Consider the following 14,299-nt stretch of genomic DNA (forward strand, 5'->3'; position numbering starts at 1 on the left):
CGTCGACCCCGCTCGCCTGTCCCCCCTAGAACGACCGGGTCGAGCGGGGTAGCCCCCATCCGTGGTCACTCGTCCCGCTCGGCTGGGTCGCTCCTTTGCGACGGCGCGTCGAAAGGCGCGGTCTGAGCCGCATCGTCTTCGCCCTGCGATCCATTCGCGCGACGACGCAAGGCGCCTTCTGCGAGGCGGATGGAGAGGTCGTCTGTCGCTGCTCGGCCACGAGTCACCGCCTCGTCGCCGAAGCGACGGGCTGCATCGAATCCTTCAGCGCCCGTCTCGAGGACCTTGTCGCGGGCGTCGGCCACAGCGGCGAACCAGCCCCTGGCCTTCATCGAGTCGCGGAGACGTTCAAGGCCGACGTGGAGGTGGAAGTCGACCACACCGCTCGCGAGGCGGTCGCTCGATTCGACAACAGCACGGGCGCCGAGCGGATTCAACAGAACTCGCGCATTTGCACTGCCCGCAGCCGAGTCCATACGAGCGATCAGGCGCTCCGTGCTGCGAGCGATCGTGCCGAGCCGGTTCTTCCGAGCAGTCTGCAGGCCGATGCGGTGCTCATCGAGATCGTCCGCAGCCGAATCCAGGACTCGATCGATCTCGAGAATCGCGGTCGATTCCTGCAGCTGTATGCATCGGGCGAGCACGGCGAGCCACTCGCGGACCTTCGGCTCGGCCTCCCGGGTCGCCTTCGCGATGTCTCCCAGTTTCGTCGTCCGCTCGAGCTTCTCGGCCAGGGCGTCGAGCTGTCGCAGGGCGTAGGCCTGAGTGCGTGCGAGGGTCAAAGTGGTCGACTGCACTTTAGACCACGTGACCTCGGACACCCGACGAGTCCGCTCGCGAATGGTCATCGCCTCCTCGATCACGAGGTCGACGCCGATCATGTCGGCCAGTACGGCGTCCTTCTGGTTGCGGAGAAGATCGTCCACCTTCTCGTCGATCGTCGCGAGATAGTCGTTTATCTCGTCGATCGACTGCTGCATGGAAGCTTGCGCCATCATCCCCGCCACGCTCGACAACGCTGCCGGGTTGGTCAGGAGCGCCCCGGGGCCGGTCTGCGCGAACTGGACGATGCTCTTGATCCGGCCGTCCTTGCCCTGCACGACACCCATCGCGAGTCCGCTCTTGGAGTTCACCATGTGGCCGTGCTTCCGCAGCGCAGTGGCGGATTGCTCGGTCAGTTTCACCCATCGACCGGAACCGGCCGAGATCGCGGCCGCTGCCTGCACTACGCCCGCCGCCGCGCCGGCTGCCGGTCGGAGGCGCTCGAGTCCAAGGTCCTTCGATTCGAGACCCTCCGAATGCAGAAATCGGTCCACAGCCGAAGGCTCTCCGATCACGGCTATGCCGTCAGCGTCCTCGATCAGCTGAATGTCGTCGTCCATAGTCGGCTCCTGTCGGTTCGATCGCGCTCCTCTGGGAACACATGATGCTCATCCCACCATGTGCTCGGATCGGAGGAGAAGTGGGCCACGGCGCGGGCGGAAGATGACTGTCGGCTCACGAAGGATTGCTCCGTCACTCGTTACGGCGGTCCCGGGATCCACGCGAGAAAAGCTGTCAGCGCGGGGCAGGACTCCCGGCGTCAGCGGAACCACGCGAGCCCGGCACGCGCCCGGTCCCCGTCACGACGCCGCGCACCCCGCCCGGCGTCAGCGCCCCAGCACTCCCGCGTACACCGCGAGGTACTCGTCGACCATCCGATCCACCGCGAAGCGGCGGCGCGCCGTCTCTCGCACGGCCGCGCGGTCGAGGAGCCCGACCCGCTCGACCGCGGCGACCGCCTCCTCCCGTGACGACACCGCGAACCCGGTGACGCCCTCGTCGATGATCTCGGCCATGGATCCGCGGCGGTACGCGATCACCGGCGTCCCGCACGCCATCGCCTCGACGACGGAGAGGCCGAACGGCTCGTCGAAGCCGATCGGATGCAGGAGCGCGAGCGCTCCGCCGAGCACGAGGGCCCGCTCCTCCGGCCCGACCGAGCCGCGGTAGACGACGCGCGTCCCGTCGACGAGCGGCTCGACCTCCTCGCGCCAGTAGCGCTCGTCCTGCACGATGCCGCAGATGAGGAGGCGGCTCCTGGCCGCGGCGGCGATCCGGATCGCCTCCGCCGTGCCCTTGTCGGGGTGGATCCGGCCGAGGATCACGAGGTCCTCTCCTCCGGATCCGGCGGGGAAGCCGTCCACGTCGATCCCGTGGTGCACCGTCGCCGCGTAGTCGAGCTCGGGGGAGCGGTCGCTGTCCGAGATCGACACCAGGTGCGCGGTGCGCGGATGCCGCAGCGCCTCGCGGTAGGCGGGCAGGATCTCGGGCCCCGAGAAGCCGTGCACCGTCGTCACCAGGAATACGGCCGCGGCGGCGTCGACGTCGACGCAGCGGCGGATCAGGAGGCCGGCGCCGCGAGTGGCGTCCTCGCGGCCGTGCCCGGCGCGGAGGGCCTACTCGAGGAGGAAGGCGCGCCCGTTGATCAGCAGCGTGTCGCCGTCGGTCGCGGCGAGAACGCCGAACTCGTCGACGGAGCGGGTGGAGTCCCCGGCGGTGTCCGAGGTCGCGGCGACAGCGGGAGTGGCTGCGGCGGCGGTGAGGAGGAGCCCGCAGGCGAGTGCGGTGATCACGGTCGTGCGGTTCATCGGCGTCGTCCTTGGCGTCGTGGTGGGCCGCTTCTCGTGGAGGCGGCGGGAACTGGTTCCGAGCCTAGGGCGCTGAGCCCGTCAACGCCCTGGGTCGTTCCTTGGGTTCAGCTATGAAGTACCGTGCAGCCATGCCCTGGGGACGCCTCTACTTCGCCGTGCAGGCCCTCGGCGGCGCGGCCTGGTGGGTCGCCGTGGCGCTCGTCCCCGCGGTGCGGATCGCGACGCTCGGCAGCCTCGATCCCGTCCCTGTCGCGGCACTCGACCTCCCGCTGTTCGTCGGCGCCTCCGCTCTGGCCGCCGCCGGGATCCGGTGGGCGGCCGTCACCGCGACGGCCTGGACGCTCCTCGTCGCGGTCGCCCTGGCCGTCTGGGCCACCCTGACGGGGGAGGCGGGCTGGGGCGTCGTCGCGATGCTCGCCGCGGCGGGCGGCTCCGTCGTCGCGGCGTGCCTGCTCCTGCTCGGCCGGGTGCCCACGCGCTGGATCGCCTCCGGTCCCCTCTCCTTCCGGGTCGCGACCGCGGGCCGCCGGCCCGGCTCGCACCTCGCCGCGACCCTCGGGCAGATCGCGGTGTTCTGGGGTGGCGCGCTGGTCGTCGTCCCGCTGGTGATCGCCGCGCTGGAGGAGCGCTGGGGCGTGGGCCTCGGAGCGGCGCCGCCCGCGGTCGTCGGCGTCGGCGTCCTGCTGCTGGTCGCGGCGAGCGCGCTCGGGATCTGGTCGGGGCTCACGATGTCGCTCCTCGGCGACGGCACGCCGCTGCCGATCGCGATGACCAACCGGCTGGTGATCGCCGGCCCCTACCGCTGGGTCCGCAACCCGATGGCGGTCGCCGGCATCGTGCAGGGAGCGGCGGTCGGGCTGCTGCTCTCGTCGTGGCTGGTCGTGCTGTACGCGCTCCTCGGCGCCGTCGTCTGGAACCAGGCCGTGCGCCCGCTGGAGGAGGCGGACCTCGCCGCCCGCTTCGGAGCCGACTTCGAGCGCTACCGCTCGCGCGTCCGCTGCTGGGTGCCCCGCCGCCCGGAGCCGCTGCCGCGCCGGGGGTAGCCGCTGCCGCGACGCGGTCGTCGAGGCGTCCCGCTCCCGCCGGGACGCCGCCGCCAGGACGGCGACTCGTCGACGAGGGCGGTGTCTCGAGGCGCGGTCCGCTCCTCCGCGCCGACAACGCGCCTCTCGGGACGGCGACGCGCCTCGCCCGCCGACCACGTCACTCCGCGGTGCGCCCGCGCCCCACCACCGCGGCGACCAGCCCCGCTGAGACCGCGGCCAGCGCGACCAGCACCCCGCCCACGCCGACTGCCCCCGCCACGAGCGGAGTCGCGAGCGCCAGCGCGACACCGGGGAGAGCCAGGCGCGCGGGCATCGGCTGGTGCTCGCCGAGCGGCGCGTGCACCGCCCACAGGGTCAGGACGAAGACCGCGACCGGGACCGCGACGGCCGCGCCGATCACGGTGTCGGACGCCTCGAGGTGGCCCGCGGTCGCGGCGACGGCCGCCTCCAGCCCGGATCCCAGCGCTGCGAGGGCCGCGAACGCCGCGAAGTGCGCGTAGCCCCAGCGGTAGGAGAGGCCGCGCCGCCGCTCCAGCAGCTCGCCGGAGGGATGCGAGAACGACAGCCACCACAGCGCGAACACGATCACCAGCCCGCAGGCTGCGACCAGCACGAGCGAGGTGCTGACGCCCGCCTCCGTCACCGCCCGCTGCACGCCCATCACCGCCGCGAGGACGCCCTCGCCGAGCAGGATGATCGTGAACAGCCCGTACCGCTCGGCGACGTGGTGCGGATGCCAGTTCGCGTCCCCCGCCCGCTGCGCCCAGAGGGGCACCGCCAGCTCGCAGACGACCAGGAGCAGGAAGCTCACCACTCCGACCTCCTCGGGCAGGAGCAGCCGCAGCAGCCAGCCGACCTGCACGATCGAGAAGCCGACGGCGTTGCGCACGGCGGCGGTGCGGTGCTCCGGAGTGGACACGGCGACGCGGATCCACTGGCTCACCAGCGCGAACCGCATGATCGCGTAGCCGATGGTGATCGCCCGGTAGTCGCCCTCCTCGAAGCCGGCCGGCACTCCCGCCGCGAGCACCAGGACGCCGCCCATCTGGGCGAGGGTCAGCAGCCGGTAGGGCACGTCGTCGGTGTCGTACCCGGACGCGAACCAGGTGAAGTTCATCCACGCCCACCAGATCGCGAAGAACACCATGCCGAAGGGGAGGAGCCCCTCGGCGAGGTGCCCCTCCTCGGTGGCGTGGGCGAGCTGCTGGGCGATCTGCGCGATCGCGACGACGAAGGTCAGGTCGACGAGCAGCTCGAGCGGACTCGAGACGCGGTGCGCCTCGTCGATCGCGCGCGGCTGCATCCGCACGCGGAGGGGGTGCGCGGGGGAGGCGGGCATGCGCTCATCCTGCACCCGGAGGGCTTCTGCGCGAGTGCCGCGCCCGCCTCCCGCGACCCTCGGCGCGCGCCCTCGCATCGAGCGTCCAGAAGTCGTCGCACTCGAGCGCGAGTGCGACGACCATCGGACACTCGCGGACGGCCGGACCTCGCCAGGTCGGGCGCAGTCGACACCGCGAGCAGGCAGGAGTCGCGGTACTCGCGCTCCCGTAAGGCCACTTCTGGGTTCTCGTGCGCCCCGGGCGACACCCGGCGGCCCCGCGCCCGCGCCCCGCGCCGGCCCGCGCAGGACCCCCGCCTACGATGGGTCGGGATGTCCCCCGAATCCGCGCTCGCCGCCCCGACCCGCGCGTCCCCGGGCGCCCGGCGGTCGCGGCGCGGGCCGCTCCACGGGCTCGCCCTGGTCGCCGTCCTCGTGGCGACGCGCCTGCTCGCCCCGGACGCGGCGGGCGACGCCCTCTCGGACGCGGTGCGCGACTTCCTCACCCTCTCGATCAGCGTCGTCATCGAGTCGCTGCCGTTCGTCTTCCTCGGCATCGTCCTCTCGATCGCGGTGCAGCTGTGGGTGCCCGAGGCCGTGCTGCTGAAGATCCTGCCGAAGCGGGCGCTCCCGCGGCGGCTCGTGATCTCGCTGCTCGGCGTGCTCCTCCCTGTCTGCGAGTGCGGCAATGTGCCGCTCGCGCGCGGGCTGATCGTCAAGGGCCTCTCGGTGTCGGAGTCGATGACGTTCCTCCTCGCCGCGCCGATCGTGAATCCGATCACCATCGTCACGACCTACCAGGCCTTCGGCTGGGCCGACGGGATCCTCGTCTGGCGCATCGTCGGCGGCTTCGCGATCGCGAACCTCGTCGGCTGGATCTTCAGCCGCCACTCCGAGCCGATGAGCCTGCTCACCGACCGCTTCCGCGCTGCCTGCGAGGCGGGCGAGCGGCCCTCCCGCTCCCTCCGCGACCGCTCCCGGCGCAGCGTGCTGCTGTTCGCCGAGGAGACCGGGGCGATGATGCCGGCGCTGTTCGTCGGCGCCGCCATCGCGGGGCTGATCCAGGTCGGCGTCTCGCGCGACGTGCTGACCACGCTCGGCGGCGACCCGCTCTGGTCGGTGCTGGCGCTGATGGTGCTCGCGTTCGTCATCTCGATCTGCTCGAACGTCGACGCGTTCTTCGTGCTCTCGTTCGGCTCCACGTTCCTGCCGGGAGGCATCATCGCGTTCCTCGTCTTCGGCCCGATGATCGACGTCAAGATGCTCGCGCTGCTCCGCACCACGTTCTCGGCCGCGACGCTGGTGCGCGTCACCGTGCTGGTCGCCCTCGCCGCGGCCGTGCTGGGACTGGCGGTGAACTATGCGCTCTGAGCGCCTCTTCGCCCGCTGGAAGGGCGTCGTCCTCAGCCTGATCGGCGTCGTCTCGACCCTGTGGCTCGCGGCGACCGGTCGGCTCGGCCTCTACATCCACCCCCGCTACTTCGAGTTCTCGGTGGTGCTCGCGGTGATCGCAGGAGTGCTGCTGATCGCGGCGTTCGCGGTCGTGCCGGGCGCCGAGGAGGACGCCCACGAGCACGAGGACGACGTCGAGCACCTCCACGCCCCCGTGCCCGCCCGCCCCTGGCGCCGGGTGGTCGCGGTCGCGGCCGGAGTCGCGGTGATCGCCTCCGCCGCCGTCGCCCTGCTCGTGCTCCCGCCGGCCGCACTCACCTCCTCGACCGCGACGCAGCGCGAGGTCAACACGAGCGCCGTCGACGCCTCCGTGACCGCCGCTGCGCCCACCGGCGACACGGCCTCCTTCAGCGTGCGCGACTGGGCGATCCTGCTGCGTCAGGGCGCGAGCGAGCAGTTCCTCGCCGGCCGCACGGCGACGGTGAGCGGATTCGTGACCCCCGACGCCTCCGACCCCGAGAACGTCTTCTACATCGCCCGCTTCGTCGTCACCTGCTGCGCGGTGGACGCGCAGCCGGTGGGCGTGCCGGTCTACCAGGCCGGCTGGGCCGACACCTGGTCGGAGGGGCAGTGGCTGGAGGCGAGCGGCGGCTTCGGCGCGAACCCGAGCGTCACCAGCGCCGAGGCGGTCGTGCTGGAGCCGGAGGCGCTCACTCCGATCGACGAGCCGGCGATGCCGTATGTCTACTGAGCGCGGCGCGAATCCTGAGCGCGGCGCGTCTCCTGAGCGCGGCGCGTCTCTCGAGCCCGGCGCGTCTCCCGGCGGCGGCACGTCGGCGCAGAGCGGGCGACGGGCCGGAGGCGGTGCGCGGCGGGCTCCCGGCCTCGACTCCGCAGGCGCCTCCCGCTTCCCGCGGCTCTTCTGGGCGGTCGTCGCGGTGCTCGTCCTCGCGGTCGGAGGCCTGACCGCCGCCACCGTCGCGAAGGGGCCCCGGGTCGCCTCCCTCGAGGTCAGCACCGACGGCGTGGTCGAGCGCGACGGCTCCCGCGCCCGCCTGCACCTCGACCAGGCTCTCGAGCCCGACGCACTCGACCGCGTCCGCGTCGCTCCGGACGCCCCGCACACCGCCGAGCTCGACGGAGGCGTGCTCACCGTCACGTTCACCGACACCCTCCGCTACGCCACCCGCTACGAGATCGGGATCGACGACGCCCGCAGCGCCGCGACAGGCTCGGCCGCCGACGTCTCCGCCTCCTTCACCACGAAGGACCCCGACCTCTTCACCCTCGACCGCACCGCCGACGACCCCTCGCAGCCCGACGCCGTCCGCGTCCGCCCGCTCTCCGGAGGCGACGCCCGGGTCCTCGTCACGGCCGACCGGATCCAGGACTACGCCGTCGTCGGCCCGGTGCTGGTCGTCGTGACCATCGAGCCGGACGACACGAACCTCCTCCGCACGGTCACGCTCGACACCGGCTCCGAGGGCGTCATCCCGCTCCCCGGCCCCGGGACCGTGCGCGAGCTGCACTCCTCGCCCGAGAAGGGCGTGCTCGGCTGGACCTTCACCGGGCAGGCGCCGTCGGGCCCGCTCGACCGCGCCCTCTACTCCTACGACCTCACCGACCAGAAGGCCGAGGCGGTCCCCGTGCTCGGGATCGACGGCGGGCCGCTGCGGGCGCGCGACTGGATGTTCGTGCCCGGCACCACCTCCGTCGTCACCCACTCGCTCGACGACACGGTGCTCCTGCTCGACCTGCTGACGCCCGGCTCGATCAGCCCGCTCGGGCAGCACGCGGAGCTGCGCGGATTCGTGCCCGGCGCGAACCGGCTCGTGGTCGCCGATCCGGAGTCGGGCTCGCTGATCGACCTGGCCGACGGCTCGGTCGAGACGCTCGCCCTCCCGCCGGCGGACGTGAGCGCGACCGCGTCACCCGTGCAGATCCTGCTCCTCGACTCCGGGAGCTACGTCGAGCTCGAGGCCGAGTACGCACCGGAGACGGGCGCGACCCAGTACTCCGTCGTCCGCGTCGACGCGTCCGGCACCTCGGAGTTGTTCCGCACCTCGCCGACGGGGCGCATCCGCGGCGTCTGCCTCTCGCCGAACGGGCAGTACCTCGCCGTCGAGACCGTCTCGGTGGAGGGCCGGCCGGACGACTACCCGGGCGAGCCGGGCTTCAGCGCGACCTCGACCGTGCTCGTCGACCTCGGCACCGGCGACACCGCGCGCAGTGTCAACGGACGTTCGCGCGACTGGTGCGCGTAGGGGGCCGACCTGACGACCGGTTCGTCCACCTGACTGATTGCTGGCGGCCCGGAAGTACCGGATCGTTCAGCAGATCATCGAGAACGACCAGCGCGCCGAGCTGAGCGTCGCGGACCGCACCGCCGCGTGGGCGCAGCTCGCGTTCGAGGGCGTGTCCGCCGCAGCGATCGCCAAGCGCACCGGCACCAAGACCGACGCGGTGAAGAAGGGCCTCGCGGTCGCGGAGTCCGGCTCGAGCCGGTCCCCGCCCCTCCTCTTCTCCCACTGCTGCACAGGAAGGCCCGACCATGACCACCACGATCACCGCACCCCGCCCCGCCCACCGCTTCGACCCGTACCAGGAGTGATCGACCTCGAAATCGGATCGCTCCGCTCCCAACTCGGCGCCCGCGGTCAGCCGAAGCACCAGCATCGCCTGCACGATCCACCTCACCCGGAAAGGGGACTTAGTTAGACCGTCTAGAAAATCTAGGCTGTGACCGCTCGATCGGCGATCCCTGGCTGCTGGTCGTTCGAGGTTGGCGCGCGTTCGGCCAACCGGCAGCGAGGGGTGCACCGACCCGAACGGTTGCACCCCTCGCTGTAATTGTGAAGCCACCAGAGCCCGTTGACGAGAGGGCCCGGAGGCGCCGAGACATTCTCGAGGGTCGATGCCGGTGAGGGTCAGGCGAAAGCGCTGCCCGCCAGCGGATGCGCGAGCAGGATCCCCGCGATGAGGACGAGTGCGGCGCTCGGCAGCACGAACTCGACGGGGCGTTTTCCGTGGCGGCTCAGCGCGGAGGGCGCCAGATGGATGAGCACGCCGACCGTGAGCAGGGCGGCGCACGTGAGAAGACCCCATCCGCCGATGAAGAGCAGACTGACTCCCGGGCCACCCGACTCGGGGATCCCGTACCAGACGGCGTCCGCGATCCAGAGTGTCGCGGCGGCGACGCCGGTTGACGCGAGAGCGACCCAGGACACAACGGAGCTAGAGCCGGTCGAGGTCGATCTCCTGGTGTCCACCTGCCGAACGCTAGGGCAGCCGACGGCGCTGGACAACGAAGCCGGAATGAACAAGAGGTGGACGTGAATCCGTCCGGCGACGGACGGCCGTGCCCCTTCAAGGAGTTGCCGGTGGACTCCCGAGCGCAGCGTCGTCGTGTCTCGTTGCCCTGCGGTCGGGGATCGAGGAGCGGGGAGGGGGAGGCGCCGGCTGGTGGACCGACAGGTCGGCTTCGCTTGCAGTTCCCGCAGCGGAGGATCGCCATGCTCACCGGCGGTGCCGACTCGCTGCCCGTGAGGGGAGCTCTCGCTGAGCTGGCGGATGAGCCGATCGGCGATCGGGTTCAGCCGGTGAGCCGGCGGACCTGTTCAGCGGAGAGCTGGCGGTCGGCGAAGAGCACGACTCGTGCGGTCGGGTCTGGGCTGTGCGCGTCCGGACCCTCCCATCTGAGCGCGAGGCCGAGTCGCTCGATGGTGCGGCGGGAGCGTGCGTTGCGTTCTGCGACGACCGCGGTGATGGGCAGCTCCGGTCGGAGGCGGTGGGCGAGTTCGATGCCGGCGAGGGCGACCTCCTGCGCGTAGCCCTTGCTCCAGTGGTCGGGGTGGAGGGTGAACGCCACATTCCAGGCTGCATCGGAGAGCAGAGTGCATCCGCCCATTCCGATCAGATCCTGGCTGTCGATGGGGGAGTCGCGCCGGCGGATCACCCAGCTGCTGAGTCCGTCCCGTGTCCACTGGGTCCTCCGATACGCGATCACGGCCCGGGTCTGATCGGCGGAGAGATGGAGGAGGAGCGGATCCTCTTCCGCGATCCGCGGATCGGTGTAGAGGCGGAACAGCTCGTCCAGGTCGGTCTCGGCGGGCCGGCACAGTCGGAGCCGGTCGGTGAGCACCTCGAGGTCCCGTGGGGCACAGGCCTGTCCGTCGCTCACGCTCATGGGATGAGGTTGCCATGACCCGACCGCTCGACCAGCGTTGAGTGCGCATGTGATCCGGTCGCGCGAGGTGGCACGTACGGGGATCGGTGGCCGGAGGTCCTCAGTTGCTGACGTGAGTCAGAGTCCGCGCGTACTCGATCATCGGATGACCACCGAGCGGATGCGGCGCGGGATCCCCGTGAGGCTCGAAGCCGGACGCCTTGTAAAGCCCTTCCGCCCGATCGTTTCCGGCGCGGACGTGCAGCTTCAGGGCGAGGTAGCCGAGCTGAGAGGCGGACTGGACCGCGTCGTCGAGCAGTGTCCGGCCGAGCCCGCGCCCTGTCTCGCTCGGTGCGACGGCGAGCAGTTCGAGCAGCGCACTGTGTCGGCCCGGACCATCGCCCGTGTCGACGGTGAGAGCGAACCCGAGGGGATCCGAGCCGATGACGGCGAACCGAACGAGAGGCCGGTGGAACTTCGCTCGAGCCCTCTCGGCGACCGCGTCGTCCTGACTGCATCCGTCTCGTGCTCTGAGTGCCTCCAGCCAGAGGTCGATGCAGGGCCCGCGATCGTCAGGCGAACCGGCTCGGGTCTTCATGCGCTGAGGCTATCGAGGCAGCCATCGGACATGTTCCGAATCCGAGTCGCGTCCTCGTTGTGGACGCCGGCTCGCCGGCTGACGCTGGACAGCAGCTCGCCGAGGCGTGGTCGTGTCACCGAACGAGACGTCGGGCGAAGGACCGGCACATGCTCCGAGGGGCGGGCGTGCGCGAGGAGCGATTCGTACAGTGGAGGTATGAGTGTGATTAAGGAGACGGGTACCGCGCGGCGGAGCGGACGAGGGTGGACGCGGGCTGCGTTCGTGCTGGGCGTTCTCGCCGTCGTGTCCTACGCCGTCGGATACCTGGCGGTGGCCCACCTGTGGGTGGGCGATCCCCTGGTCATCGGAGTCGCGACCACGCTGCAGTACCTTCTCCCGCTGGCCGGCGTCCTCGTCGGTCATCAGGCGCGACGACACGTCGGTCCTCGCTGGGAGTCGACGGTGGGACTCGTGCTCTCCTACCTCTTCCTGGCCTTTGCCGTGGTGCCGGTCGTCATCGGCTTGGCCGGACTGCTGCTGGCACGCTGATCGATCGACGACCCGGATCATTCAGCGGTTCACGCGATTCGCGGCCGTCTGAACGATCGGCAGCTTCTTCGCACGAAGGGTGGCGGCGAGGAGCCGGCCGAGGAGGGAAGCGATTCCTGCCGTGACTGCATATTCCGTGATGAGGCCCGCGGAGGAGGGCCAGGTCGCGTTTCCCGACGCGAGTACCAGCGCGGTGGAGGCGGCGGCGCCGATCACGAGTCCCAGACCCAGGAACGCGGCCGCCCGCCCGACGCGCGGGGTGCGGCGTGTCCGCCGGTCGAGCCAGAGACTCGAGGGAAGCCATAGGAGTGCGCCCGCGACAGTGAACGCAGCTGCCGTGCCCGCGATGAGCCCTGCTGCGGACCCGCCCGATACATCCCAGCTGCCCACAGTTCGCAGCAGCGCAAGGACCGCAACGGCAGGCCACGCCAGAATGCCCCATGCCAGTTCTCGTGCATCCATGAGCATCATGGTCCGGCACGTCGGTGAACACGCCATGAATCAGAACGTTCAGCACTCCACGATCATGTGTTCCGTAAGGGGATCCCCTAACGGACAGCACCGGAGTAAGGCAGCGTGAATGAGCGACGACTCCTTGGCACGACCACGGACACAGGCTTGGATGAGCACATGCAGACGCTCATCCCCCTGTCAGGCCGCGAGCTGTGGACCACGACTCATGGCGCCGGCACCGATGAAGACACGACGATCGCGATCGATCGCGGACTGCACGTCGCGCGCTGCTCGGTCCGCACCATGGTGCGCCCCGGGACTCGCGTCGGACCCCGCGGTCACGTACACGGGATGGTGACCGACCCCGTGACGATCGCCTCCCTCGCCGCCGACTGTCTCCTCCTCGGCACGCTCCCCACAGACTCCCGAAAGCGCGATGGGGTCACCGTGATCGAGGAAGTCGAAGCTCGTTCGCTCGCTCTCGCCCAAGACCGAGACGGATGGACCGTCTCGGTACTCCCTGTCGACGGGATCGACTACGCCCTCTTCTCGCGCACCATCCCGGAGGGCACGATCGCACATGCCGACCTCGGATGGGCCGTCATCGCCATGTGGAGCACCGGCAGCGTCTACGACGGACCTCTACAGCGAGCGGACATCAATCCGGAGGATCACCTGCCCGACCGGTAACCCATGGGTGGCCGGTCACCCACTGAGCAGCCCGGTGGCTGTGGCGTGTTCGGCGCAGTACCGTCAGCGAATGTTCTTCCACTCGAGTAAGCGCGATTCGCCGCAGTTGCGTCCTGAGCTCGAGCGGTTTCGCGAGGCTGTCGCTGAGGCGTCATTCGAGGGTGAGCTAGCGGGCTACTTCTCGGTGCAGGTCGGTGCTCACCTCGCGGCCAGCGGCCCGTGGTGGAGGCGGGAGCTGAGTGATCCGCGATGGGGGATCGCGTGGACGTTTTTCTATGAGCCTGCTTTCGATGAATCCCATCCGCGCGTGGGCCCGCCGTACGAGGACGGTTTCGAGCTGGGTGATGAGTCGGTCTTCGATGAACTACTCGGAGGTTCGGTCGACGTCCGGGGTCGGGTGTACTCGCTGCGTTGGATCGACCGCGCGAGCGAGCCGGAGCTGTGGGCGGACAACTACGGGTACATGCCAGCGAAGCCCGGAGTTGGAATCCCTGTACGCGTGTCGAGAGTGCGTCGTCGAGACCGTTGAGCCGGATCTCTCGTCGGCAGGCGCGTCCCGTATGGGGGTGGTGCTCCGGACGCCTCGCGGCTTGATTGCCGGAAACGATAGAGGCGGGGTCGTCGCCGAGCAGGTCTGCGCGCTGTGCGGCCCTGTAGTCCTTTCCGCTCCGACCTAGGCTGATCGGTGTTGGGTATGCCGCGCAGAGGAGGAACGATGAAGGCCGCTGTGCTGCGTTGTGCTGGCCTGCTCCTAGTCATGAGTGCGATGGCAGGGTGCGCTCCTGCCTTCGTATCGGAGTTCAGTGAGCCGGCTTGCCTGGACTGGAGGGCGTACGACTCTCTGGAGGACGCCGCTGGCACGCACGACTTCATCGTGCGAGCCGAGCTCGAGCCGACTGAGACGACAGTGACGATGTACGGCGAAGAGGCATCGCTTCACCGCGCGACCGTCACCGAGGTCTTCGGCGGCGAGGCAAAGGTGGGTGACGTCCTCGACGTGGTGTCGACGCCAGCGAGTTGCACCGCCGGGGCGCCCTACCCGAACGGAGATCCGATGCTGCGCGAGGAGGCGACCCTCGTTCTGATCCCCGGCGATCCGGCGTGGGGAAGCGCAGAGTTCTTGAAGACGATCACGCCCTACGGCGGTGTCTGGGACGAACGACCCGCAAGCTGATCGGCGTCAATCGAACCCGTCTCCCTCGTCCCGTATGGGGATCGTTCAGCGGGACTACTCCAGTAGCTGTAGGCGGCGAACCCATGTGCTCATTGCTTCATTTACTCATTTGAGTTCCGGTCGGCGCCGTGCCGAAGGGGTGGTTGCACTCAGCCTACGGACGGGGCCGCCCGCGCCCGCTGATCCATTGAAGTATGCCGATCGTGACGACCGAGACCACGGCGACCAGGAGGAGGAAGGGAAGGGCACCTAGAACCAGGAACAGCACGAAGCTGTCTCCACCCTCGAACCCATCCATG

General features: G+C 70.3%; 18 protein-coding genes. 9 read left to right on the forward strand and 9 right to left on the reverse strand.

Going from position 1 to position 14,299, the window contains the following annotated elements:
* Positions 1–65 precede the first annotated feature (65 nt).
* The 3 genes from C5C37_RS15250 to C5C37_RS15260 all read right to left on the reverse strand — a co-directional run bounded on the left by C5C37_RS15250 (position 66) and on the right by C5C37_RS15260 (position 2,630).
* Positions 66–1,382, reverse strand: coding sequence for a hypothetical protein (locus C5C37_RS15250; protein WP_219814498.1), 1,317 nt, complete (start codon positions 1,380–1,382; stop codon positions 66–68).
* 267 nt (positions 1,383–1,649) lie between these two features.
* Entirely contained in the window at positions 1,650–2,339 is a 690-nt protein-coding gene (locus C5C37_RS15255; protein ID WP_258074168.1) for a glycosyltransferase, read from the reverse strand.
* Between the two features lie 99 nt (positions 2,340–2,438).
* Positions 2,439–2,630, reverse strand: coding sequence for a hypothetical protein (locus C5C37_RS15260; RefSeq protein ID WP_104223384.1), 192 nt, complete (start codon positions 2,628–2,630; stop codon positions 2,439–2,441).
* A gap of 131 nt (positions 2,631–2,761) precedes the next feature.
* On the opposite strand from C5C37_RS15260, the gene C5C37_RS15265 reads away from it, so the two are divergent.
* Positions 2,762–3,676 carry an isoprenylcysteine carboxylmethyltransferase family protein gene (locus C5C37_RS15265; protein WP_104339201.1) on the forward strand — a complete coding sequence of 305 codons (915 nt, stop codon included), beginning with the start codon at positions 2,762–2,764 and terminating at the stop codon, positions 3,674–3,676.
* 160 nt (positions 3,677–3,836) lie between these two features.
* Here C5C37_RS15265 and C5C37_RS15270 read toward each other — a convergent pair whose 3' ends face one another.
* On the reverse strand, positions 3,837–5,018 hold the full coding sequence (locus tag C5C37_RS15270; RefSeq protein WP_219814499.1) for a low temperature requirement protein A: 1,182 nt from the start codon (positions 5,016–5,018) through the stop codon (positions 3,837–3,839).
* 312 nt (positions 5,019–5,330) lie between these two features.
* On the opposite strand from C5C37_RS15270, the gene C5C37_RS15275 reads away from it, so the two are divergent.
* From C5C37_RS15275 to C5C37_RS18030, 4 genes are read left to right on the forward strand one after another with little or no spacing between them, the layout of a single operon-like run.
* Positions 5,331–6,368 (forward strand): permease, encoded by a 1,038-nt coding sequence (locus tag C5C37_RS15275; protein ID WP_104339202.1) that lies wholly within the window; start codon positions 5,331–5,333, stop codon positions 6,366–6,368.
* Entirely contained in the window at positions 6,358–7,140 is a 783-nt protein-coding gene (locus C5C37_RS15280) for a TIGR03943 family putative permease subunit (RefSeq protein WP_104339203.1), read from the forward strand. The genes C5C37_RS15275 and C5C37_RS15280 overlap by 11 nt, the downstream gene beginning before the upstream one ends.
* The gene (locus C5C37_RS15285; protein ID WP_146085247.1) at positions 7,130–8,653 is read left to right on the forward strand and encodes a hypothetical protein; all 1,524 of its coding nucleotides are present in this window, start codon (positions 7,130–7,132) and stop codon (positions 8,651–8,653) included. The genes C5C37_RS15280 and C5C37_RS15285 overlap by 11 nt, the downstream gene beginning before the upstream one ends.
* Before the next feature lie 37 nt (positions 8,654–8,690).
* A complete protein-coding gene (locus C5C37_RS18030) occupies positions 8,691–9,107 on the forward strand; it encodes a hypothetical protein (protein WP_146085248.1) in 417 nt (138 codons plus the stop codon).
* Between the two features lie 209 nt (positions 9,108–9,316).
* On the opposite strand, the gene C5C37_RS15295 is transcribed toward C5C37_RS18030, so the two are convergent.
* From C5C37_RS15295 to C5C37_RS15305, 3 genes are all read right to left on the reverse strand, one after another.
* Entirely contained in the window at positions 9,317–9,658 is a 342-nt protein-coding gene (locus tag C5C37_RS15295; protein WP_146081495.1) for a hypothetical protein, read from the reverse strand.
* 323 nt (positions 9,659–9,981) lie between these two features.
* Positions 9,982–10,575, reverse strand: coding sequence for a GNAT family N-acetyltransferase (locus C5C37_RS15300; protein ID WP_104339206.1), 594 nt, complete (start codon positions 10,573–10,575; stop codon positions 9,982–9,984).
* A 100-nt stretch (positions 10,576–10,675) separates the two neighbouring features.
* Entirely contained in the window at positions 10,676–11,152 is a 477-nt protein-coding gene (locus C5C37_RS15305; protein ID WP_104339207.1) for an N-acetyltransferase, read from the reverse strand.
* 198 nt (positions 11,153–11,350) lie between these two features.
* Here C5C37_RS15305 and C5C37_RS15310 point away from each other — a divergent pair, with 198 nt between their 5' ends.
* Entirely contained in the window at positions 11,351–11,683 is a 333-nt protein-coding gene (locus C5C37_RS15310; protein ID WP_146085249.1) for a hypothetical protein, read from the forward strand.
* 21 nt (positions 11,684–11,704) lie between these two features.
* Here C5C37_RS15310 and C5C37_RS15315 read toward each other — a convergent pair whose 3' ends face one another.
* A complete protein-coding gene (locus C5C37_RS15315) occupies positions 11,705–12,145 on the reverse strand; it encodes a hypothetical protein (RefSeq protein ID WP_146085250.1) in 441 nt (146 codons plus the stop codon).
* A 168-nt stretch (positions 12,146–12,313) separates the two neighbouring features.
* Between C5C37_RS15315 and C5C37_RS15320 the strand changes: the two genes are divergently transcribed.
* From C5C37_RS15320 to C5C37_RS15330, 3 genes are all read left to right on the forward strand, one after another.
* Positions 12,314–12,826, forward strand: a complete 513-nt coding sequence (locus tag C5C37_RS15320) for a hypothetical protein (protein ID WP_104288734.1) — start codon at positions 12,314–12,316, stop codon at positions 12,824–12,826.
* Positions 12,827–12,896: 70 nt separating this feature from the next.
* A complete protein-coding gene (locus C5C37_RS15325; RefSeq protein WP_146076582.1) occupies positions 12,897–13,355 on the forward strand; it encodes a hypothetical protein in 459 nt (152 codons plus the stop codon).
* Positions 13,356–13,541: 186 nt separating this feature from the next.
* Entirely contained in the window at positions 13,542–14,000 is a 459-nt protein-coding gene (locus tag C5C37_RS15330) for a hypothetical protein (RefSeq protein WP_104288735.1), read from the forward strand.
* A 154-nt stretch (positions 14,001–14,154) separates the two neighbouring features.
* Here the strand turns inward: C5C37_RS15330 and C5C37_RS17650 are convergent, their stop codons facing one another.
* The gene (locus C5C37_RS17650) at positions 14,155–14,298 is read right to left on the reverse strand and encodes a hypothetical protein (RefSeq protein WP_181127436.1); all 144 of its coding nucleotides are present in this window, start codon (positions 14,296–14,298) and stop codon (positions 14,155–14,157) included.
* Position 14,299 lies beyond the last annotated feature (1 nt).

The sequence above is a fragment of the Rathayibacter sp. AY1F9 genome, assembly GCF_002932155.1.
In the GTDB taxonomy this organism is placed as follows: domain Bacteria; phylum Actinomycetota; class Actinomycetes; order Actinomycetales; family Microbacteriaceae; genus Rathayibacter.